Below are 21,735 nucleotides of genomic sequence, written 5' to 3'. Positions count from 1 at the left end.
GCAGTCGATGGTGGTCAGTGATTCTTTTCAGTGTAGTCAGAACGGGACGATGCGTGTGGCTTCGACTCGGTGCAGCCGCAGCGGGGCGGGACCGGGTCCAGTCCGCCATCATGATAGGGATGGCAGCGCAGAATGCGCCGTGTACCGAGCCAAAGCCCTTTCAGCACGCCATGGACTTCGATCGCTTCGATCATGTAGCTGGAACAGCTGGGATAGAAACGGCAATTGTTGCCGAGAAAGGGGCTGAGCAGCAGCTGATAGCCTCGCACCAGCAGAATAAGCACTTTTTTCAGCCATTGGGTCAGTCGATGCATGGGAACCTCGAAACCATCTGTTGCAGATGATAGCCCGTGCAGCTGGCAACAGCCAGTGAAGAGAAACGGGAGGGGCCGAACAGACCCCTCCGCAAGCGGTCAGGACTGACGATCCAGTTCCAGCACTGACAGTGTACGCTCGCGCACCTGCAGCAACAGTTCCGTATTGTCGGTCAGATTCTGGCCGTAGGAAGGCACCAGCTCGGTGATCTTCTGTTTCCAGCTGTCTTCCTTCATGCGCTCTGCAAAGCAGCGCTCAACAATGCTCAGCATGGCGCTGACGGCGGTGGAGGCACCCGGCGATGCGCCCAGCAGCGCAGCCAGTGAGCCGTCAGCAGAGGTGATCACCTCGGTACCGAACTCCAGCTTGCCGGCGCGTTCCGTACCGGGCTTGATGATCTGCACACGCTGACCGGCATAGGACAGTTCCCAGTCTTCCTCTTTGGCATCGGGGAAGAAATTGCGCAGAGACGCCACGCGGGAGCTGTGTGACTGGCGCACTTCGCTGATCAGGTAGCGAGTCAGGTCCATGTTGTGCATCGCCACTGACATCATCGGAGCCAGGTTGCTCTGACGGATGCTCAGTGGCAGGTCCAGAAATGAGCCCTGCTTGAGAAACTTGGTGGTGAAGCCGGCGAAGGGGCCAAACAGCAGCGCCTTCTTGCCATCGATCACGCGGGTATCCAGATGTGGAACCGACATGGGGGGCGCACCGATCGGCGCCATGCCATAGACCTTGGCCTGATGCTGCTCAATGATTTCGGGGCGTTTGCAGACCAGCCACATGCCACTGACCGGGAAACCGCCGTAACCCCGACCTTCTTCGATTGCAGATTTCTGCAGCAGTGGCAGTGCGCCGCCGCCGGCACCGAGAAACACGAAGCGGCTGCGAACGGTTTCAGAACTGCCGTTGCTGCTGTTTTTCAGTACCACATCCCAGCTGCCGTCACTGTTCTTGTTCAGATCCTTGACGTTGTGGCTGAGCAGCAGGTCGAAGCCATCCTGTTGTTCCAGGTTGCTGACCAGGTTGCGTGCCAGGGCACCGAAGTTGACGTCGGAGCCGTAACGCACGCGGGTGCCGGCGACCTTGTCGGACGGATCGCGGTTCTGCATTACCAGCGGCATCCACTCGCGCAGCACGGCGTGGTCTTCACTGTACTCCATGTCCTTGAAGCAGGGGTGCTGGCTCAGAGCGGCGTAGCGCTTGCGCAGGAACTCCACATTTTTTTCGCCCCAGACAAAACTCTGGTGCGGAGTCGAATTGATGAACTCACGCGGTGAAGGCAGGTTGCCCTGTTCCACAAGGTAGGACCAGAACTGCAGGCTGACCTCGAATGAGGTGTTAATGGCGAACGCCTTGGTGGTGTTGATGCTGCCATCAGGTTGTTCGGGGGTGTAGTTCAGCTCGCAATAGGCGGCGTGGCCAGTGCCTGCATTATTCCAGGCATCGGTACTCTCACGCGCAACATGGTCAAGACGCTCGACCATACAGATCTTCAGGGCGGGGTCCAGCTGCTTGAGTATCATCCCGAGGGTGGTACTCATGGCACCGGCACCGACAAGCAGCACATCTACAGTTTTAGTGGTCATATGAGTTCGCCATTTGATCGTAAACAATGGGATTCAGGAAACCGGGAGGAGGGCTTTTGGCACACCTGATCGGACCCGTGCTGTCGGGCACAAAACCGGTCAGGACCTCCGGGTCTCACTGCAGCGGCTACCGGCTGATGCTCGGTCCCGCGCGCAGATTGCATGATTATTTACGCTGAATACGTTGGTGCGGTGCATTATATGCAACTGTCGACAGAATAAAACTCGCGGCTAGGGTCCCGGGGGTGGCGGGGGTGGTGTCATCAGGCTGTAACCCGCGTGATATATGGCGTTGCGGAGGTTTTTAGACTTTGGTCTCGCGATTGTCGCGGTTTTGAATTCCACTGTTGCAGCGAACCGTTTGGTTCGCTGCAACTGCGCAGGCTGACGCTGTTAGAGGTGTTCTTCGGCGTACTCGGCCAGGCGTGAGCGGAAGATGCCTTCAAAGTGAACGCTGGCCGAACCTTCAAAGTCACGGAAGCGTTCGACAATGTAGGTCAGGCCCGAGGTCAGCGCCGTGAGGTAATTGGAATCGATCTGCGCCAGGTTGCCCAGGCATACCATCTTGGTGCCCTTGCCGCAGCGCGTCAGAATGGTTTTGAGCTGTTGGGGTGTCAGGTTCTGGGCCTCATCAATCAGTACGATCGCATTCTGAATGCTTCGACCACGAATGAAGTTGAGTGACTTGAACTGGATATTGGCCTTCTCGATGGCGTACTTGACGCTGCTCTGGGGGCGCTCGTCCTGCTCGTGCATCGCTTCCAGGTTATCGTTGATCGAGCTCATCCAGGGTGTCATCTTCTCCTCTTCGGTGCCGGGCAGGAAGCCTATGTCCTCAGCAACCGGAGGTGTTGAGCGGGTGACGATGATTTTGTTGAAGCGCTGTTCTTCAATCACCATCTCAAGTGCACAGGCCAGTGCAATCAGGGTTTTGCCGGAGCCGGCCGCCCCCAACAGAATACTGAGGTCGATCTCCGGGTCCATCAGCGACTGCATCGCAAATGCCTGCTGCAGGTTGATCGGCTGGATTCCCCAGCAGGTTTGCTGCATCAGGCGGTCATAGCCAAGATCGAGCAGGGTGACAGTGGTTTCATCCACCTTGACGGTGCGCGCAGAGAAATCCTTGCTGTCATCATAGATGTATTCGTTGGGGTAGGTGTCAGGCAACAGGCTGCGATCCACCCGGTGGTAGGTGCGTCCATCTTCCTGAAAGCTGTCGACCTTGTCGACGCCTTCCCAGAAGGGCGCATCCAGATGATGGTGTCCGGCCGGCAGCATGTCGATGTCGGATACCAACTGGTCGGTACGGTAGTCTTCCACCCGCTGCAATCCGGCACCAAGCGCCTTGAGGCGCATGTTGATGTCCTTGGTTACCAGAATGATCTGTCGGTGTGGAAAGGTAGCCTGCAGGTGCAGCGCACAGTTGATGATACGGTTGTCCTTGTTGCTCACATCCGGCAGAAAGCCCTGACGGCTGGTCAGTTCATGATCCGGGAAGATCGACAGTTTGCCCAGCTTCTGCTCGCGCTCCTTGCCTTCAATCAGAATGCGCACACCCTTGGTGATCTGGCCCGAGTTGGTGGCGCTGGAGAGAATGTTGTCGATCACGCGAATGGCATGGCGTGCCTCCGCGGCTACGTTCTGCTTGCGGTCCTTGATTGAATCAAGCTCTTCCAGCACGGTCATCGGGATGGTGACATCCTGCTCCTTGAACTGGAACAGACATTTGGGATCATGCAGCAGAACGTTGGTATCGAGGATATACAGTTTTGATGCAGACATCGGCAGGCTTCCTTGTACGACAGTGTATGGTTTCAAACTAATTCAAGGTGAGACCAATTACAACGCGTTCGGATGGGCTTTTGTGGCGTATCAGCGTTGCTGCGTGCTGTAACAGGGTTGACATCGGATAGTAGTAAATCTGTCCGGCAGCGTTCATAGTTAAAGTCACACGCAGGTATCGGCGTGTGTCAAAGCAGTAGCGAACAAGGAGGTCAGTATGATGACCGAGCATTACATTACCTCCAGCGTAACACCGCTGGACAATCTTGACGTTCTCTCACCCTATGAAGTGGCCCGTCTACAGGACAAAAGCCAGAGCGGCCTGTACAACCTGTTCCGCCAGTGTGCCTTGGCGGTGTTGAACTGTGGCAGCGAGATGGACAGTACCCGTCTGGTGCTGAATCGCTTTCGTGAGTTTGATGTGCAGATCAGCCAGAAACATCGCGGCGTACAGCTCGATTTGATCAACGCCCCTGCGGCGGCGTTTGTTGATGGTGAGCTGATTCAGGGTATTCATGAGCACCTGTTTGCGGTGCTGCGTGATCTGCTCTATGTCAGTGACAAGATCGAAGGCTGCTGCGAAGGGCTGGACCTGTCTGGCACCATCTCCAATCAGGTGTTCAATACCCTGCGTCATGCCAATGCCCTGCGACCCCATGTGAAGCCCAATATGGTGGTGTGCTGGGGTGGGCATTCGATCAATCAGATCGAATACGACTACACCAAGCGGGTGGGCTACGAGATGGGCCTGCGCGGCATGAACATCTGTACCGGTTGCGGCCCGGGTGCCATGAAGGGCCCCATGAAGGGCGCGACGATCGCTCATGCCAAGCAGCGTATTCACGATGGCCGCTATGTGGGTATTTCCGAGCCGGGCATTATTGCGGCCGAGTCACCCAATCCGATTGTGAACGAACTCATCATCATGCCCGATATCGAGCGTCGGCTGGAGGCATTTGTTCGTCTGGGGCATGGCTTTGTGGTATTTCCGGGAGGGGTTGGTACAGCGGAAGAGATCCTGTACATCCTGGGTATTCTGTTGCAACAGGACAATGCCGAGCAGCCGTTTCCGCTTATATTCACCGGTCCCGCCGGCAGCGAGGCCTACTTTGATACGGTGGATCGCTTTATCCGCAATACTTTGGGTGAGCGTGCAGCAAGCTGTTACGAAATCATTGTGGATGATCCGCATGAGGTAGCCGAACGGATGCGGGCAGGGCTTGAGGCCGTGACCTCACATCGCAAGGTCACGGGTGAGGCGTATCATTTCAACTGGCAAATGCGAATCCCGCTATCGTTACAGCAGACCTTTGAACCGACTCACGCCAACATGCGTGGGCTCAACCTGTCGCGCAGGCAAGAGGATCACGAGCTGGCGGCCCAGCTGCGCTGTGCCTTGTCCGGTATCGTGGCCGGTAATGTCAAGGAGCCTGGCATTCGGGCCATTGAACAGCACGGGCCGTTCGAGCTGCATGGCGAGCCTGAGGTGATCGAGGCGCTGGATGAATTGCTGGAATCCTTCGTGTCACAGCGCCGCATGAAGATCAATCATGACGATTACCAGCCCTGTTTCCGGCTGGCGCGAAACAATCGCGCCTCGGCCGGTTGATCAGAGCTGGCGTGAGATGGTGCGCTCGCGCACGAATGAAGTGAGGTAGTTGGGGCCGCCATAGAGCGGCCCGGTACCGGATGTACCCGCGCCACCGGCAGGCCTGACGCCGGCTGACAGGTCGGCCAGGCCGCGATTGATCATCAAGCTTCCTGCCTGCAGCTGTTGGCGCACCCGAGCGATCAGTTCTTCATCATCCGTATGGATGCCGAATGCCTGTCCCTGGCAGTAGCGGTTGATCTCGTCGATCACGCGCTGCAGGTTTTCCCTGTTATAACGGATCAGATGCAGGATGGGGCCGTTCACACAGTCCTGCAGCTCATCAAGGGTATACAGCCGCAGCAGGGTTGGCGGTACGAAAAAGCCACTGTCATGACGACTGTCCAGCGGCAGCTGTGCCAGCAGTCGGTCGCGCATGCGCAGGCGTTCAACGTGGTGATAGACCCGGTCCATCTGCTGGCGGCTGACCAACGGGCCAATATCAGTGTCCGGGTGTGCAGGGTCACCCAGATGCAAAAGCTGCAGGCTGCCGATCAATTGAGCTTCCAGCTGGTCGGCTATCGATTCCTCAATATAGAGCATGCCCAGCGAGGCACGTCGCTGGCCGGCAAAGCTGAAGGCGCTGTGCAGTAGTTCACGTACTTCACGGTTGTCCAGCGGTCTGTCAACCAGCTGGGTGCCGGGCAGGCTGCTGTGCGTCAGGGGCGGTACCAGCGGAGCCCCTGAGCGGTTACTGATCATCGCATTCAGTGCCGTGGCCTCACTGGCATCACCAAAAAACACGGCGCCTGCCAGTCGGTAGTCTTCCGCCATCCAGGCCGAAACCCGTTCGGCCGGGCCCGGCAGCAGTGCGACCAGCGACTCGGGCAAACCGGTTTCCAGCAGCAGCTCGATCAGTCGGGTTGCGCTGAACACGGTGGCGCTGCCTGTATTGACCAGAACGGCATTGCCGCTGACCAGAATGGCAGCCAGCTGGCCCACCAGAGTGGCCAGTGGGTCGTTGTCATCCGTGATGCAGATATAGACACCACGGCCGTGCAGCTCCAGCTGGTTCATCTCACCGGGCAGGCCGTGCAAGGGTCGTGTCTGCAGCTGTGTTCGGGCCTGGGCGCTGTAGTAATAGCAGAGGTTGATGGCGGTGCGCAGATCCCCCAGTGCATCATTCAGCCCAAGTCCTGACTCGCGTACGCACAGCGCCGCCAGTGCATTCAGCTCCTGTTGCAGCCGCTGGCCCCAGCGCAGAATCAGATCGGCGCGATGGGAGACAGGCACGGAATTCCAGTCAGGCTGCGCTTCCACGGCCAGCTGAAATGCTTCACGTACCTGTGTTTCGGTACAGTCGCACACTTCGCCGATGGTTTCTTCGACTTGAGCCGGGTTAAAACGCTCCCTGGCCAGCGTATCGGCGCAGCTTTCGCCTGCAATCAGGGGGCAGGCAATCAAGTGCTCGCGCTGTACCCGTTGCAGTGCCTCCTGCAGCGCCTGTTCGCTCAGCCATTGGCCGCGCATGGCGCCGGTGGCGTTGAGTCGCGCCGGCAGGTAGATATCGGTTGGCGCCACTGGAGCGGAGTAGCCGGCAGGGAAGGGTTGGGGGGCGGTTATGCGCGTACGCAGACAGGTGTTGTTGGTGCTGAGCAGAAAGCTGTTGCACAGTTCAAGCGCAATGCTGCAATGCGCAGGATCGGTCATGACCGGGTACTGGGGGTATCCGTGGTGCTGAGCATTGCTGATTTCGGCAGGCTCCGGTGCCCCGGTCAACAGCAGGACCGGAATCTGCAACTTGAACGCGCGTCCAAGATGCTCCAGATAACCCAGTGTCGGCAGTGCACGTTTTGAGCCTGCAGAAAGGCAGATGCCGAAATGGTTCCAGCCTTCAAGACCGGGCAGGGCAAGGGTGCTGGTAAAAATGCCCAGTGTCAGTTCGAGTGTCTCTTCTGAAGGTGAACGTAACAGCACTTCGCGCCCCTGTTCGCGCGCGGCCAGTGCAATCACTTGTAACCGTTTGCTGACGCCTTCGCTGATACGGTCGCTCAGAAGTGGTTCGAAACGGGGGTGCAGATCGGCGGGGTTGACGATTAGAGGGCTGTTGTGCGGCGCAGATGAATCCAGATACCGGTTGAAGCGCTGATTGGACTCTTCAATATTCAGCGGTGGAGGCAGTCGTGCCGGCAGACTGATGTCCAGGCAGTCCTGTACCTGATCGTATCCGGGCTGCCATACGTCTGGAGTCAGCGTTTTCAGCTCCTGCCAGGCGCTGACCAGCAGCTGGTCCGGAACCGTAAAATACTGACTTATGCCTCGCTGCAGCTGGGTTCGGCTCAATAGCCTGAATTCATCCGAAATATAGAGTGCCAGCGGTAACATCCATCTACTCCGCACAATGAGTGGTCGTGACCCAGTCTACCTTAAAAAACGCTCCAGAAACTCCCTTTTGCCAGCGGCATTGATCAGGGTCGTGTTACTGGTGGCATGGGGGTACTCGGGTTATAGTAGCTGGATTTGAGCGTATGAGTATCCCGTTTGCGACGTAAGCTGATTCTGACACTGACCACCGTGCGTGGCTCCCGGCAGTATTCCCTTCACCGGGTATTGGGCTATTTGATGCTGATGTTCCTGCTGGTGTCAGCGCTGAGCTTTTTTGTATCCAATTGGTTATTGATGAAGACCCACGATAATCTGACGGATCTGGAACGTGACCATCAAAGTTTGAACGAGCAGTATGAAATGTTACTGGGTACCCAGCAGCTCTACATATCCGAGCTGGGGGAGTTGGGTGCAACCCTGTCCAGTCTGTCAGAAGAACGTGAGCAACTCGCGTTGGAAAATCATCAATTCAGTACTGCTCTGGATGATCTGGAATCGATGCTGGGGCTTTTGGCTGAAGACAGCGCTGCCGATAATGCTGAGCAAAGGCTGGAACTCGCTCGGCTGGCCGCTCGTCAGCGTTTGTTCCTGCTGCACAGTATTCCCAACGGGGTGCCGATTCAGGCGGAGCAGGTGAATGATAGCTACGGCATGCGTTTCCATCCAGTGCTCAAAACCCGCAAAATGCACAATGGTACTGACTTTAAGGCGGATACAGGCACACCCGTGTATGCCACAGCAGATGGTGTGGTTGAGTATGCCGGCTATCGCAAGGGCAGCGGCTTTGGCAATCTGATCATTCTGCAGCATAATTTCGGTTTCAAGACCTATTATGCGCATCTGCACAAGGTGCAGGTCAAAAGCGGCAGCTTTGTCTACAAGGGGCAGCAGATCGGACTGAGTGGCAACACCGGTCGCTCCACCGGTGCTCATCTACACTACGAGGTTCGACATCTGTATCGGCCTCTGGACCCGGAGCCCTTTGTACAGTGGGGGCTGGATAATTTCGACTCCCTGTTCAGTCGTGTCGAGGAGGTACCTTGGGAATCATTAAACGCGATGTATCCGCTAAATCAGGCCGGTCTGCAGTAACCATCATCGCTCAGGGCAATCACTTCAAGGGTGATACCCAGGTGTCCGGCAAGATGCATGTGGATGGTCTGTTTGAGGGCAATATCGATTCGTCCGAGGATATCTCAATCGGGCGCCATGGCTGTGTTCGTGGCCGCATCAGGGCGCGTAATGTAACGGTCAGTGGTGTGCTGGAAGGTGAGCTGGTCTGTGATCAACTGCATATCGAGCGTGGCGGCCAGGTACGCGCCACCGTCTACAGTGATAATCTGAGCATTGACTCGCAGGGTTGTTTTGTCGGCGAGCGCCGGCTTCAGATTACGCCACAGCTGGAATATCACCCTGAAGAGGCAGTGCGTGAAAAGAGTGGAAGTATCGACTACAGTCTGATCGACTCGCTGCCGGACCGTATCACCCTCAGCACCAAGGGAAGCTAGGTCATGTGTGAATTGCTTGGCATGAGTGCCAATGTGCCGACGGATATCTGTTTCAGCTTTACCGGTCTGATGCAGCGAGGTGGTCGCACCGGTCCACATCGGGATGGTTGGGGCATCGCCTTTTATGAGGGCAAGGGGCTGCGCTGCTTTCATGATCCCAAGCCCAGTGCAGACTCGCGCATTGCGAATCTGGTCGCGGATTACTCGATCAAGAGCAGGGTAGTGATCAGCCATATTCGTCAGGCCAATGTCGGCCAGGTTTGCCTGGAGAATACCCACCCGTTCAGTCGTGAGCTGTGGGGCTACAGCTGGACCTATGCCCATAACGGTCAGCTTGACCCAAAGCTGTTCGACTGGCCATTGAAGTTTTATCATCCGGTGGGCACAACCGACAGCGAATATGCCTTCTGCTGGCTGCTGGATCAGATCCGCAATCGCTACCCCGAACGTCCAACTGACCTGCATGAGCTGGAGCGCTTTACTCACCAGTGCTGTGAGAGACTGCGCGGGCTTGGCGTGTTCAACATGCTGTTGAGTGAGTCTACCCATCTGTTCTGTTATTGCAGTACCAAGCTGGCCTGGATTACACGGAGAGCGCCTTTTGGCGAGGCTCGGCTGAAAGACTGCGAGATGAGCGTGGACTTTGGCGCTGAAACAACACCGAATGACGTGGTTACTGTGATTGCCACCGAACCGCTCACGGATAATGAACAGTGGCAGCGGCTGCAGGCGGGTGAGCTGGTTGTATTCAATGACGGCGAAGTTGTGTGCAGCTTGCCGGAGGCGTCCTGATGCAGGTGCCCGGACCGCAGTTCGACAGCCTGTCCGACATGCTGCAGTTGCTGGCGCGCCGTTTTGATGAACGTCCGGCCTTTGGGCATATGGGAGCCAGTATCAGCTTTGCTGATCTGGATCGCCTGTCACGCCGCTTTGCCGCCTGGGTGCAGCATGAAACCGATTTGCAGCCGGGCGACCGAATCGCATTACAACTCCCCAATCTGATGCAATACCCGGTGGTGCTGTTTGGGGCTCGCCGAGCGGGACTGGTGGTGGTGAATACCAATCCCCTTTACTGCTGTGAAGAGCTGTGTCAGCACTTGAAAGACTCGGGTGCGCGTGCGCTGGTTGCCTTTGCGCCGCTGCAGGCGCAGGTGTGTCAACAGCTTGCCGGCACCGAAGTCGAATATCTGGTCACCACCGAGCTGGGTGATTTGCATCCTCTGCGCAAGCGCTGGGTGCTGAATCTGGCCGCCCGCTTTAAACGAGGCGGTGCGACTCAGTTGCTCCAGCCGGTACCTCAATTATCAGGTATACAATGCATGCGCTTGACCCAAGTGATGCAAAAGGGCGGCGGCTTGATCTGGCAGCCGCCGGAGCGGTTCGGCCAACAGGAGTCGTTGGCATTGCTGCAGTACACCGGTGGAACGACAGGGCCTGCCAAGGGTGCCATGCTGAGTGAAAAGGCACTGCTGGCGAATCTGGCCCAGATTCGTGCCTTGCTTGACCACTATTGTGAGCCGGGTCAGGAAAAACTGCTGCAACCCTTGCCGCTGTATCATATCTACTCGTTCATGTTGACGCTGGTCATGTTGAGCATTGGCAGCTGTATTGAGCTGGTACCGGACCCGCGTCGTATCCGGACTCTGGTCAAATGCTGGGATCGTTTCGATCCGACTGTAGTGGCCGGAATCAACCCTCTGTTCATCTTTCTGTGTCAGCAACCGGAGTTTCAGAGCCTGGACTTTGGTCGCTTGAAGTTGACCATTTCAGGCGGTATGGCGCTCACCCAATCGGTCGCACAACGCTGGCAGCAAGTGACGGGCAACGCTATTTGTGAAGGTTACGGCCTGACCGAGTGTTCACCGGTGGTGAGTGTGAACCGGCCCGATGATATTCATCTGGGCAGTGTCGGTTGTCCGTTGCCGGATACAGAGGTTCGTATCATTGGTGAGCAGGACCAGAGATTGCCCGATGGCGAGATTGGTTCCATTTTCGTGCGCGGGCCACAATTGATGCAGGGCTATTGGCATCAGCATGGCGAAACACAGCAAGCATTTCATGAAGGCTGGCTGGATACAGGGGATATCGGCCTGATCGATACACAGGGCTATCTGCGTATCATTGACCGTCGCAAGGAGGTGATCAATGTATCAGGCTTCAAAGTGTATCCCAGTGAGCTGGAAGATATTATTGCGTGCCACCCGGATATTCTGGAATGCGCTGTGATAGGGCTACCGGACAGCTGCAGTGGTGAGCAGATCAAGCTTTACGTGGTGCCTGCCAGTCAACAACTGACCATCAAGGCAGTACGCGACTATTGCCGTGAACGGCTGACACCCTATAAGGTGCCGCGCTTGGTAGAGTTCTGTCAGCAGTTGCCGCGCACCTCGATCGGCAAGGTCTCGCGCCGTGCGTTGCGCGAGCAGGCGCTGGGGCGCCGCACTCTCTGAATACATTCATTTACCCGCAACAGGTTGTATCGGTTTGTCTGACTCCATTATTAGCTTGAAACAGAGGCTGCAGCAGGTTCGCCTCGTGGACCGCTTCCGCTTGCAGCGAGATCTCAACCGTTTGCAGCGTAATACTCAAACGCTGGATCCGGATCTCCTGCAACGCCTGAATGAACAGATTGACGCTTCAGTGGCTCAGGTCGAGCGTTTGAAAGCCTTACCTGCAAAGCCTGAATACCCTGACCTGCCGGTATCGGAGCGTCGTGAGGAACTGCTCAAGGCCATTGCTGAGCACCAGGTGGTTGTGATCGCTGGCGAGACCGGTTCCGGAAAGACCACCCAGATACCCAAGCTCTGCCTTGAGTTGGGGCTGGGTTGCCGCGGCCTGATTGGCCATACCCAGCCACGCCGATTGGCGGCGCGTACCGTTGCTGCTCGTATTGCCGAAGAACTGAAAACTTCGCTGGGCGAGCGTGTGGGGTATCAGGTGCGGTTCCATGATCAGGTAAGTGACAATACCCAGATCAAGCTGATGACCGACGGTATTCTGCTTGCTGAAACCCAGCATGATCGTTTTCTTGATAAGTACGAAGTATTGATTATCGATGAAGCCCATGAGCGCAGTCTCAACATCGATTTTCTGCTTGGTTACGTCAAGCGTCTGTTGCCGCGGCGACCTGACCTCAAGCTCATTATCACCTCAGCCACCATTGATCTGGAGCGTTTCTCAAAGCACTTTGATGATGCACCGGTGATCGAAGTATCCGGTCGCACCTATCCTGTTGATGTTCTTTACCGCCCGTTGCATGAAATGGAGGGTGAGGATGAGAAGGCGTTGGACCTGCAGCAGGGAATTCTGGCAGCGGTGGATGAGCTGGTCGAAATTGATCGCGCCAAGCGAAATGGAGGCCCCGGTGATATTCTGGTATTTCTGCCGGGTGAGCGTGAAATTCGTGAAACCGCCGACCTGTTGCGTAAGGCTCAACTGCGTGACACTGAAATCATTCCACTCTATGCGCGTTTGTCACTCGCGGAACAAAACAGGGTGTTTCATGGCGGTCGGGCTGCGGGGCGTCGCATTGTACTTTCGACCAATGTGGCGGAAACATCGCTGACTGTGCCGGGTATCCGTTATGTAATTGATCCCGGTCTGGCGCGTATCTCTCGCTACAGCTATCGCTCCAAAGTGCAGCGACTTCCGGTTGAGGCCGTATCCCAGGCCAGCGCCAATCAGCGCGCTGGTCGTTGTGGTCGTGTGGCGCCGGGTGTTTGTGTCCGCCTCTATTTCGAGGAAGACTTTCTCGGTAGACCCGAGTTTACTGACGCCGAGATTCGGCGCACCAATCTGGCAGCTGTTATCTTGCAGATGTTGCAGCTCAAGTTGGGTGATGTCCGAGACTTCCCGTTTGTTGATCCGCCCGACAGTCGCATGGTCAATGATGGTTACAAGCTGCTGGAGGAACTGGGCGCTGTCGACAGTTCACGCAACCTGACACCGATTGGGCGGCAGCTGGCAAGGCTGCCCGTGGACCCGCGCATCGCACGCATGGTGATCGAGGCCGGCCGGCTGGATGCGTTGCGTGAGGTGATCATAGTTGCCAGTGCACTCAGCGTACAGGATCCGCGTGAGCGCCCGCATGACAAACGCCAGGCTGCAGACCAGAAGCACAAGGAACACAGTGATGAGGAGTCTGATTTCGTCTCGCTGGTCAATCTGTGGGATCTGTACAATGAACAGCGCGAAGCGCTCAGCCAGAGCCAGTTGCGGCGCTGGTGTCAGAAAAGCTTTCTTTCTTTTATGCGTCTGCGTGAGTGGCGTGATGTACACCGCCAGCTGCACCTGAGCATCCGTGAGTTGGGCCTGAAGGAAAATACCGAGCCAGCGGATTACAAGGCGATGCATTGTTCCCTGCTGGCTGGGCTGCTAAGCCAGATCGGTTTCAAACAGGAGAAAGGCGAGTATCTGGGTGCGCGTAACCGTCGCTTCAAGATATTTCCGGCTTCGGGGGTGTTCAAGAAAGCTCCCAAGTGGGTCATGGCGGCAGAGTTGCTGGAAACCAGTCAGCTGTTTGCACATCAGGTGGCGCGGATTGAACCTGAATGGGTGGAAGCCCCGGCTCGGCATCTGATCAAGAAAACATGGATGGAACCGCACTGGGAGAAAAAGCGTGCTCAGGTTGTGGCGACTGAGCAGGTCAGCCTGTTCGGGTTGATCATTGTGCCCAAGCGCAAGGTCAACTATGGCGCCATCGATCCGGTTGCCTCCCATGAAATATTCATTCGCGCGGCGCTGGTAGAAGGTGAGTATCAAACGAGTGCCGCCTTCTTCCAGCATAACCGTGAACTGCTGGCCAGTGTCGAGGCGCTGGAGGACAAGTCACGCCGCCGCGACCTCTTGGTTGACGAGGAGCAGTTGTACGCTTTCTATGCCCAGCGCTTTGAGGAGTTGAAGGGCACTCATGTCGTCAACGGCAAGGGCTTTGAGCACTGGCGCAAACAGGTTGAGCAGGATAACCCCGAAGCGCTGTTTATGCGTGTAGAGGATATCCTGCAGCGTGAAGCAGCTCATGTAACAGCACGCCAATACCCGGATCATCTGGATTTGGAGGGAGCCCGGCTTAAACTCAGCTACCAGTTTGAGCCAGGTGCCGAGGATGACGGCGTGACGTTGGAGCTGCCCCTGGCACTGCTGCGTATCGCACCGCTGCAACGGCTGGAGTGGCTGGTGCCGGGGATGCTCGCGGACAAGGTGACAGCGATTCTGAAGGGGCTGCCCAAGTCATTGCGCAAGCACTATGTACCTGTACCCAATTATGTTGAAGCCTTTTGTGCTGCAGTGGTGTTTGCAGAGGGTGACCTGTACGAAGCATTGGCGCTTCAGCTGCTGCGCATGACCGGTATACGAATTGATGCCGATACCCTGCGTGATGTAGAGCTGGAGCCGCATCATCGATTCAACCTGCGCCTGCGTGACGAAAAGGATCGGGTCGTGGGGGAGGGGCGTGACTGGGACGCGCTTAACCGTCGCTTCGGTGACAAGGCTGAAGCGGCACTGCAGGCAGGGCCGTCACAACAATGGGGCAAAATCGGTATTACCGGTTGGGATTTTGGTGAGTTGCCTGCGTCATTGCGACTGCGTCAGGCAGGTGGTATCGAAGTCGAAGTCTGGCCTGCCCTGATTGATCGGCAGGACAGTATTGAACTTAAAGTAATGCCTTCTCCCGATCTGGCTCAGCAGGAAAGCCTGCTGGGCATCTGCCGACTGTTGCTGTTGTCACTGCCGGCACAACAACTCAAATACCTGCGCCGCGATATCCCGCAGCTGAACCAGAGCCTGATCCTGACCGGAAAGCTGTTTGAGCGCAAAAGGCTGGAAGATGAGGTTCTGCTGCTGGCGGCACGGCGTGCGTCCGGGCTTGACCCCGACAATCTGCCGCGTGATGAAAATCGCTTTGATGCCCTGCGTGAACAGATGCGAGGCAGTATTGCCGATGAAGTGGCGCAGATTGGTCAGTTTGTGCTGCAGTGTCATCAATCAGTGCACCGTATTAACAAACAACTGGGTGGCCGTATTAACCTGCAGGCTGTGCCTGTCCTGAATGATATTAAGCAGCAGTTGGCGGAACTGATGCATCCGCACTACCTTAGTCGTACAGAAGAGGAGTGGTTGCAACAGTATCCGCGCTATCTGCAGGCGATTGAAATCCGGCTGGAAAAATATCAGCGCGATCTCCGCCAGCAATGCCTGCTGTCAGATCAATTAAGCCAATTCTGGCAGCAATATAAAAAAAAGGAGCAGGAGTACCGTGCCCGGCACGAGCTGCCCGAGGCGCTCGGGCGCTTCCGTTGGCTGCTGGAAGAGTATCGGGTATCCCTGTTTGCCCAGCAGCTGGGCACAAAACTGACGGTATCCGAGAAGCGCCTGAAGCAGGCATTGGCCGAGCTTTGAGGTGCTGCCCTGATGCCGGTCAAAAAAGCACGCACTGAACCGGTGCAGGGACTGAAAATGTTGAAACGCGGCATCAGTTGTGCTGTAATGCCGCCAATTTAGGTAGTTGCTCAGCCGGACGCGAGCCTTTCTCAGCAGAGAACCTTGCAAGGGATGTGCAGTTACCAGGCAACATCGGACCAGTAAAAGTATAAAGTTACGGAACTTTTTGCTTTCATTGGTTTGCAATAATCTGGATTTATAGTATTTTTGCTGATAGCACTAATAGTGCTGAGAAAAACTAGAATTCACTACTAGTATGTTGAATGAAGGGGAAATGTTGATGAAAAAGTCACTGATTGCTCTGGCTGTTGCTGGTGCTCTGACTGCTCCGATGGTCGCTCAGGCTGATGCTACTCTGTACGGTTCTTTCCGTATGGGTCTGGTAGGTGCTGACGGCGCTGATATGGACCTGCGTGATGAATCCACCCGTATCGGTATCAAAGGTGATGTAGATCTTGGTCTGGAAAATACCAAAGGTCTCTTCAACTGGGAAGCTAACGTTGCAACTGTTGATAACGGTGGCGACATGTTCAAGGCTCGTTTGGCTCTGATGGGTCTGACGGGCGATTGGGGTACTGCATTGGTAGGTCGCCAGTACCACCCGTATTACACTATGGTTAACAGCCATACAAACATTTTCCAGGGTGCTGATGCTGATTTCGGCGAGGCTTTTGCGCTGGGTAACCAGTGGCACAAGCGTACCGACAACACTCTGGCTTATGCTTCTCCGGTAATGGGTGGCTTTCAGGTTGTAGCTGGTGCAGTTATTGCTAGCACTGGTAGCGACAGCGATAACAACTTCGACGATGACGTAGACGGATACAACCTTGGTGCCCAGTACACTGGCGTCGAAGGCCTCCGCGTTTCTGCTTCTTACGGTAATGTTGAGAATGGTGCATATGAGTCTGAAATTTGGGGCTTGGGTGCTACTTACAAGATCGCTGACCTGACTCTTTCTGCTAAATATGAAGAGCGTGAAGACAAGGCTGCTACCTATGCTTCTTACCAGAATGCCTACACGTTTGCAGGCGATTCTGAGTTGACAGTTTGGGAACTGGCGGCACAGTACCAGATCGGTGCAACAGCTCTTAAAGCTCGTTACGGTAACATTGAAGCTGATCTGAATGGTGCACTGTCTACCCCTTACGGTTCTGGTCTTGTTAATGATTCAGACGATGGAGATCAGTGGGGTATTGAGGTTGAGCAGAAGCTGGGTAACCGTGGCTATGCATGGGTTGGTTACACTGACTTCGACGAAGAAGCTGCTGCAATTTCATCTACTTTGAGTGGCAAGCGTGTTGCTGAAGATCTGTGGATGATCGGCTACCGTCTGGACTTCTAATATCGCTTGATATTAGTTCCTTGCGAAAAAGGCTCCTTCGGGAGCCTTTTTGCGTTATTAGAGATATTATCAATCCAATGTTATTGGGTATATTTGGTTGAATAGCTGTTACTTGGCTTAGTTTAAGTGAGCTCATTTACTCTGTTTGCCCCCCGAGATAGAATTGCCACATTCTCATGTCAGCTTTTAAGGATCGAGCATGCTGAAATCTGCACTGCGTACAGGGCTTCTGGTAACCGGTTTTTCACTGGCGGCTATTGCTGCCCCTTTGTCGGCGAACAGCGAAGTTGACCCTTGGGAAGGCTTTAATCGCCCGGTATTCAACTTCAATGAAGGCGTGGACAAGTATGCGTTGAAGCCGCTGGCGCAGGGATACCGTTATGTCACGCCTGACATTGCCGAAAAGGGCGTCAGTAATTTCTTCGATAACCTGAGCGATGTGCGCAATCTGCTGAACAATCTTCTGCAGTTCAAGCTTGAAGCGGCCGGTCAGAGCTTTGCTCGCCTTACGTTCAACTCAACCTTCGGTCTGTTTGGTCTGATTGATGTGGCAACACCGATGGGAATAGCCCAGAAGCCTGAAGACTTCGGTCAGACGCTGGGTTACTGGGGCATGCCTTCGGGGCCTTATCTTGTGCTGCCGCTGCTGGGGCCAAGTAACCCGCGTGACGGTATTTCACTGCTCGCGGATAGTGCTGTCGACCCTGTACGCCAGGTCGGTGACACGTCAGACCGCAATGCGCTTTACGGTTTGCGCCTGATTGATACTCGCAGCCGGTTGCTTCAGGCTGAGCAGATCATCAGTGGCGACAAATACAGTTTTATTCGTGATGCGTATATGCAACGTCGTGAATATCAGATTAACGATAAGACTGTTAGTGTCGATTACGAAACTGACTTCTGATTCAGTTGCAACCGGGCTCTGTTGTGGCTACTGTTGAGACTCTGAAATTCGAGTCTCTGAATGGCTGATTAATGGGTTTACACCACCAGCGGGTGCTGCTGCTCTCAGCCAGCACCCATACCATCGACCGTATCTTCGACCTTTGTGAGCAGTGTGATCACCAACGCCTGCGTCTTATCGTTTGTCGCGATACGGAAGAGGCTGATCAACAGCTCGATCACTACGATATCTCCCTGATTATTTTTGATCTGGCCTCGGTAGGCAGCAGTCTGCTGATGGATCGAATAGCGCAGCGACTTAATCCCAAACCGCTTATTGCTCTGATTAATGAAGGCACCGCCGAAAATCTGGTGGCGGCACTGCGCAGCGGTGCTGATGATGTCTATGTGTCGGGTGAGCTGGATCTGCACCCCGAGCTGTTTGTTCACTCGGTTGAGCGACAGCTGAAGCGAGCGCGCTACATCGAAGAGGTTGGCAGTCTGCGCGACAGTCTTGAGCGCAGCCTGGATGAGCTGCGTGAAGATCAGCATGCTGCCCAGCAGGTACAGCAGAATCTGTTGCCGCCTCGGCAGCAGGAGATCAACGGTATCGAATATGAATATGTACTGCAGCCATCCCTGCTGCTCAGCGGCGATTTTGTTGACGCTTTTGCGATCAGTGACAAGCTGAGCCTGTTCTACCTGGCGGATGTGTCCGGGCACGGTGCTTCCTCTGCGCTGGTGACGGTGTTGCTGAAAAACATGACGCATCGGTTGCTGCGTAACTATCGCCGTAATTCAAGCTTTGACATTCTGTCCCCCTCTGCCACGCTGCACCGCATCAATCGTGAGATGCTGCTGACGTCACTGGGTAAGCATCTGACCATGTTTGTAGGCCTGATCAACCATGAAACGCAAACCTTGAGCTATGCTGTAGGTGGTCATCATCCACTGCCGATTCTGCAGCAGGGTGGGCAGATACGTTATCTGGAGGGCCGGGGAATGCCGCTCGGGCTGTTTGAAGAGCCTGTGTTCGATGAGCTGGACTGTGTACTTGACAGCCATTTTTCCCTGACCCTTTTTTCCGATGGCGTGCTTGAAGTGCTCGATGGTGAGACACTTGAAGAAAAAGAACGGACGCTGCTGGGTATGTGCAGTGCAAAATATGGGTCGCCAGCCGAGTTTTTGCAGAGTATGATGCCGGCCGGGCGGGGACACCCCGATGATGTGGCGATCATGACTGTACGCAGAGAGTCTTTATGAGTGATGGGGCGATCTATTACGCGTGCCGCGACGGGCACTACGTTCTCAAATTTGTTGGCGACGTTCGCCTGACCCTTTGTTCGACCATTGAGCGGCACCTTGAAGCTGTGCTTGAGCGCGAGGATGTCTCGGATACGCTGGTTGATCTGACCGAGACGGATAACATCGACAGTACTTCCCTCGGATTGATAGCAAAGCTGGCCATCAAGGCGAGAGAAAAGGGCATGCCGCTGCCAACACTGGTCTCAACCAATGGGGATATCACCCGTATCCTTTATAGTATGGGATTTGATCGTGTGTTTGTGCTGCTTGAAGAGTTGCCTACCAGTCGATGCGATCTGAAGCAGGTGCCCTTTGTGCAGGAATCAGAGGATGAAGTGCGTGAGCGCATTCTCGATGCGCACAAGGTATTAATTGACCTGAACGACTCCAATCGCAACGCATTTAAGGACCTGGTGGCAACACTGGAGAGCTGTCGCTAGGACTGCTCTCCTTCGTGGTTCAGTGTCCGGCCAGTAACTGTTCCAGTCTGATCTGATCCTTGGCAAAGTTTCGAATCCCTTCTGCCAGCTTTTCCTGTGCCATCACGTCTTCGTTCATATCCCAGCGGAAGTCGCTTTCGTTCAGTTGCAGGCGCGGATCATCACTGCTGCTGTCGGCTGACAGAGCACGGTGCAGCGGGGTTTCGGTGTCCGCCAGCTCCTGCATCAGCGTGGGGCTTATGGTGAGGCGATCGCAACCCGCCAGCGATTGAATCTCACCAATGTTGCGGAAGCTCGCCCCCATCACCACGGTGTCGTAATTGTACGCCTTGTAGTAATGGTAGATTCGGCTTACGGACTGTACGCCGGGGTCGCGTTGCAGGCTGAAATCCGCTTCGGGCTCCCGTGCCCTGTGCCAGTCCAGAATGCGGCCGACAAAAGGTGAAATCAGATAGATGCCGGCATCGGCGCAGGCTCGGGCCTGGGCAAATCCGAACAGCAGGGTCAGGTTGCAGTTGATTCCTTCCTGTTCGAGCTGTCGACCGGCTTCAATGCCTTCCCATGTGGAGGCGATCTTGATCAGTACCCGCGCGCGCGGAATATCCAGTGCTTCGTACATGCTGATCAGCTCACGGGCCTTCGCAACGGTGGCGTTTGTATCGAATGACAGGCGTGCATCCACCTCAGTGGAGATGCGTCCTGGTACCAGCTGGGTAATTTCGCGACCGATCAGTACGGCGAAACGATCCGTCATCAGCGAGAGTTGTTCTGAAGTGCTGGCGTCATGCTGGCTGGCCCATTGGCGTGCCTGATCCAGCAGGGGGGCATATTTTGTATCCTGTGCAGCCTTCAGCAGCAGTGAGGGGTTGGTGGTGGCATCCACGGGCGCAAAGCGGCGAATCGCGTCGATATCGCCGGTATCGGCCACTACTGTGGTCATCTGTTTCAGTTGTTCAAGCTGGTTCATCGGAAGTTTCCTGTGAAAGCGATATACATTCGGTGGTTCAGTCGCGGCTGACCAGCGCCAAAGCGGCCTGAAAGGTTTTGACGCCGGCTTCGCGGGCATGGCCGTTTTCACTCAGGTAGCGGCGGAACTGCTTGCCCCCCCTTTGGCCATGGAAAAGTCCAAGCAAGTGTTTGGTAACGGCATACAGGGGAGCGCCTGCAGCCAGGCGCTGCTCCAGATAGGGAATGAATGCTTCGGCAATATCCATACGGCTGCGTACCGGGTGGCAGCTGCCGAAATAGCGCTGATCAACTTCACTGAGCAGTGGCCAGGGGTTCTGGTAGGCCTCACGGCCGATCATTACGCCGTCAACCTTCTCAAGGTGGTGGTCACACTCGGCAAGTGTTTTGATGCCGCCGTTGATGATGATCTCCAACTCAGGATATAGGGCCTTTATGCGGTAAACATGGTCGTAGATCAGTGGTGGGATATCGCGATTTTCCTTGGGGCTCAAGCCCTGAAGGATCGCCTTGCGTGCATGTATGGTAAAGCTGGTGCAGCCGCTTTGGCGGACGGTTTCAACAAAGCGGTGCAGGTGCTCGAAACTGTCCAGGTCGTCAATGCCCAGTCGATGTTTGACTGTAACCGGGATACGCACTGCGGCCTGCATTTCGCCCAGACATTCCGCCACCAGTTGCGGGTGAGCCATCAGACAGGCGCCGATCATGTTGTTCTGTACCCGGTCGCTGGGGCAGCCCACATTGAGGTTCACTTCGTCATAACCCCGCTCTTCCGCCATGCGGGCGCATTGAGCAAGTTCGGCTGGATGGCTGCCGCCCAGCTGCAGCGCGACTGGATGCTCACTGGCGTGATAGTCAAGATGGCGTGCGGCGTCACCATGGATCAGCGCGCCTGTCGTTACCATTTCGGTGTACAGCAGAGCGTGGTCTGAGATCAGGCGATGAAAGACTCTGCAATCGGATGTTGTCCAATCCATCATCGGCGCAACAGAGAACCGCCGGCGGACACTGTCGTGTATGAAGGAATGACCGGAAACGTAGTGTGTGTGTAGTGCCTGATCTGCGTTCATTACTGCCTGTTCTGTTCGATTCAAGTCGCTGACGCTTTGGAAGGGCCCTGTTCTGGGGCGCGGCGTTCAAGGCGGCTACTATAGCACAGCTGGCAGGATGATTCGGCGGGGCGCAGAGACAA

The 21,735-nt window shown here is 55.6% G+C and carries 16 protein-coding genes; 10 read left to right on the top strand and 6 right to left on the bottom strand.

Translation table 11 applies throughout. The features are described 5' to 3' along the window. Nucleotides 1-14: 14 nt before the first annotated feature. From yidD to ABIE60_RS07730, 3 genes are all read right to left on the bottom strand, one after another. A complete protein-coding gene (gene yidD, locus ABIE60_RS07740; protein ID WP_354468864.1) occupies nucleotides 15-314 on the bottom strand; it encodes a membrane protein insertion efficiency factor YidD in 300 nt (99 codons plus the stop codon). 99 nt (nucleotides 315-413) lie between these two features. Further along, nucleotides 414-1,904 (bottom strand): malate dehydrogenase (quinone), encoded by a 1,491-nt coding sequence (gene mqo / locus ABIE60_RS07735; protein ID WP_354468863.1) that lies wholly within the window; start codon nucleotides 1,902-1,904, stop codon nucleotides 414-416. Between the two features lie 393 nt (nucleotides 1,905-2,297). Continuing rightward, complete coding sequence (locus tag ABIE60_RS07730) at nucleotides 2,298-3,686, bottom strand: PhoH family protein (protein ID WP_354468862.1); 1,389 nt, start codon at nucleotides 3,684-3,686, stop codon at nucleotides 2,298-2,300. A 217-nt stretch (nucleotides 3,687-3,903) separates the two neighbouring features. On the opposite strand from ABIE60_RS07730, the gene ppnN reads away from it, so the two are divergent. Continuing rightward, complete coding sequence (ppnN, locus tag ABIE60_RS07725; protein WP_354468861.1) at nucleotides 3,904-5,295, top strand: nucleotide 5'-monophosphate nucleosidase PpnN; 1,392 nt, start codon at nucleotides 3,904-3,906, stop codon at nucleotides 5,293-5,295. Here ppnN and ABIE60_RS07720 read toward each other — a convergent pair whose 3' ends face one another. After that, a complete protein-coding gene (locus ABIE60_RS07720; protein ID WP_354468860.1) occupies nucleotides 5,296-7,659 on the bottom strand; it encodes a proline dehydrogenase family protein in 2,364 nt (787 codons plus the stop codon). It abuts the gene before it with no gap. A gap of 156 nt (nucleotides 7,660-7,815) precedes the next feature. Here ABIE60_RS07720 and ABIE60_RS07715 point away from each other — a divergent pair, with 156 nt between their 5' ends. The 9 genes from ABIE60_RS07715 (at nucleotide 7,816) to ABIE60_RS07675 (ending at nucleotide 19,577) form a co-directional block, all read left to right on the top strand. Then, the gene (locus tag ABIE60_RS07715) at nucleotides 7,816-8,751 is read left to right on the top strand and encodes a M23 family metallopeptidase (protein ID WP_354468859.1); all 936 of its coding nucleotides are present in this window, start codon (nucleotides 7,816-7,818) and stop codon (nucleotides 8,749-8,751) included. Next, nucleotides 8,700-9,167 (top strand): bactofilin family protein, encoded by a 468-nt coding sequence (locus tag ABIE60_RS07710; RefSeq protein WP_354468858.1) that lies wholly within the window; start codon nucleotides 8,700-8,702, stop codon nucleotides 9,165-9,167. The genes ABIE60_RS07715 and ABIE60_RS07710 overlap by 52 nt, the downstream gene beginning before the upstream one ends. A 3-nt stretch (nucleotides 9,168-9,170) precedes the next feature. Beyond that, nucleotides 9,171-9,959, top strand: coding sequence for a class II glutamine amidotransferase (locus tag ABIE60_RS07705; RefSeq protein ID WP_354468857.1), 789 nt, complete (start codon nucleotides 9,171-9,173; stop codon nucleotides 9,957-9,959). Beyond that, a complete protein-coding gene (locus ABIE60_RS07700; RefSeq protein ID WP_354468856.1) occupies nucleotides 9,959-11,617 on the top strand; it encodes an AMP-binding protein in 1,659 nt (552 codons plus the stop codon). Before ABIE60_RS07705 ends, ABIE60_RS07700 begins: the two co-directional genes overlap by 1 nt. A gap of 34 nt (nucleotides 11,618-11,651) precedes the next feature. Continuing rightward, nucleotides 11,652-15,566, top strand: coding sequence for an ATP-dependent RNA helicase HrpA (gene hrpA / locus ABIE60_RS07695; protein ID WP_354468855.1), 3,915 nt, complete (start codon nucleotides 11,652-11,654; stop codon nucleotides 15,564-15,566). Nucleotides 15,567-15,888: 322 nt separating this feature from the next. Then, nucleotides 15,889-16,950 carry a porin gene (locus tag ABIE60_RS07690; RefSeq protein ID WP_354405927.1) on the top strand — a complete coding sequence of 354 codons (1,062 nt, stop codon included), beginning with the start codon at nucleotides 15,889-15,891 and terminating at the stop codon, nucleotides 16,948-16,950. A 199-nt stretch (nucleotides 16,951-17,149) separates the two neighbouring features. Beyond that, a complete protein-coding gene (locus ABIE60_RS07685; RefSeq protein ID WP_354468854.1) occupies nucleotides 17,150-17,854 on the top strand; it encodes an MlaA family lipoprotein in 705 nt (234 codons plus the stop codon). Between the two features lie 71 nt (nucleotides 17,855-17,925). After that, nucleotides 17,926-19,095, top strand: a complete 1,170-nt coding sequence (locus ABIE60_RS07680; protein WP_354468853.1) for a PP2C family protein-serine/threonine phosphatase — start codon at nucleotides 17,926-17,928, stop codon at nucleotides 19,093-19,095. Beyond that, nucleotides 19,092-19,577: an STAS domain-containing protein gene (locus ABIE60_RS07675; RefSeq protein WP_354468852.1), complete on the top strand. Its 486-nt coding sequence runs from the start codon at nucleotides 19,092-19,094 to the stop codon at nucleotides 19,575-19,577. Before ABIE60_RS07680 ends, ABIE60_RS07675 begins: the two co-directional genes overlap by 4 nt. A 19-nt stretch (nucleotides 19,578-19,596) precedes the next feature. Here ABIE60_RS07675 and tal read toward each other — a convergent pair whose 3' ends face one another. Together tal and dusA are read right to left on the bottom strand one after the other, a co-directional pair. Further along, complete coding sequence (gene tal, locus ABIE60_RS07670) at nucleotides 19,597-20,544, bottom strand: transaldolase (protein WP_354468851.1); 948 nt, start codon at nucleotides 20,542-20,544, stop codon at nucleotides 19,597-19,599. 37 nt (nucleotides 20,545-20,581) lie between these two features. Then, nucleotides 20,582-21,613, bottom strand: coding sequence for a tRNA dihydrouridine(20/20a) synthase DusA (gene dusA, locus ABIE60_RS07665; protein WP_354468850.1), 1,032 nt, complete (start codon nucleotides 21,611-21,613; stop codon nucleotides 20,582-20,584). Nucleotides 21,614-21,735 lie beyond the last annotated feature (122 nt).

Origin of the sequence: Marinobacterium sp. MBR-109 (assembly GCF_040547565.1) — a bacterium.
In the GTDB taxonomy this organism is placed as follows: Bacteria; Pseudomonadota; Gammaproteobacteria; order Pseudomonadales; family Balneatricaceae; genus Marinobacterium.
The sequence above is the reverse complement of the archived record's forward strand: the minus strand, read 5'-3'. Positions and strand labels throughout refer to the sequence as shown.

Coding starts and splice junctions, on each gene's coding strand:
- yidD (WP_354468864.1), bottom strand. CDS start 314: ATGCATCGACTGACCCAATGGCTGAAAAAAGTGCTTATTCTGCTGGTG.
- mqo (WP_354468863.1), bottom strand. CDS start 1,904: ATGACCACTAAAACTGTAGATGTGCTGCTTGTCGGTGCCGGTGCCATG.
- ABIE60_RS07730 (WP_354468862.1), bottom strand. CDS start 3,686: ATGTCTGCATCAAAACTGTATATCCTCGATACCAACGTTCTGCTGCAT.
- ppnN (WP_354468861.1), top strand. CDS start 3,904: ATGATGACCGAGCATTACATTACCTCCAGCGTAACACCGCTGGACAAT.
- ABIE60_RS07720 (WP_354468860.1), bottom strand. CDS start 7,659: ATGTTACCGCTGGCACTCTATATTTCGGATGAATTCAGGCTATTGAGC.
- ABIE60_RS07705 (WP_354468857.1), top strand. CDS start 9,171: ATGTGTGAATTGCTTGGCATGAGTGCCAATGTGCCGACGGATATCTGT.
- ABIE60_RS07700 (WP_354468856.1), top strand. CDS start 9,959: ATGCAGGTGCCCGGACCGCAGTTCGACAGCCTGTCCGACATGCTGCAG.
- ABIE60_RS07690 (WP_354405927.1), top strand. CDS start 15,889: ATGAAAAAGTCACTGATTGCTCTGGCTGTTGCTGGTGCTCTGACTGCT.
- ABIE60_RS07685 (WP_354468854.1), top strand. CDS start 17,150: ATGCTGAAATCTGCACTGCGTACAGGGCTTCTGGTAACCGGTTTTTCA.
- ABIE60_RS07680 (WP_354468853.1), top strand. CDS start 17,926: ATGGGTTTACACCACCAGCGGGTGCTGCTGCTCTCAGCCAGCACCCAT.
- ABIE60_RS07675 (WP_354468852.1), top strand. CDS start 19,092: ATGAGTGATGGGGCGATCTATTACGCGTGCCGCGACGGGCACTACGTT.
- tal (WP_354468851.1), bottom strand. CDS start 20,544: ATGAACCAGCTTGAACAACTGAAACAGATGACCACAGTAGTGGCCGAT.
- dusA (WP_354468850.1), bottom strand. CDS start 21,613: ATGAACGCAGATCAGGCACTACACACACACTACGTTTCCGGTCATTCC.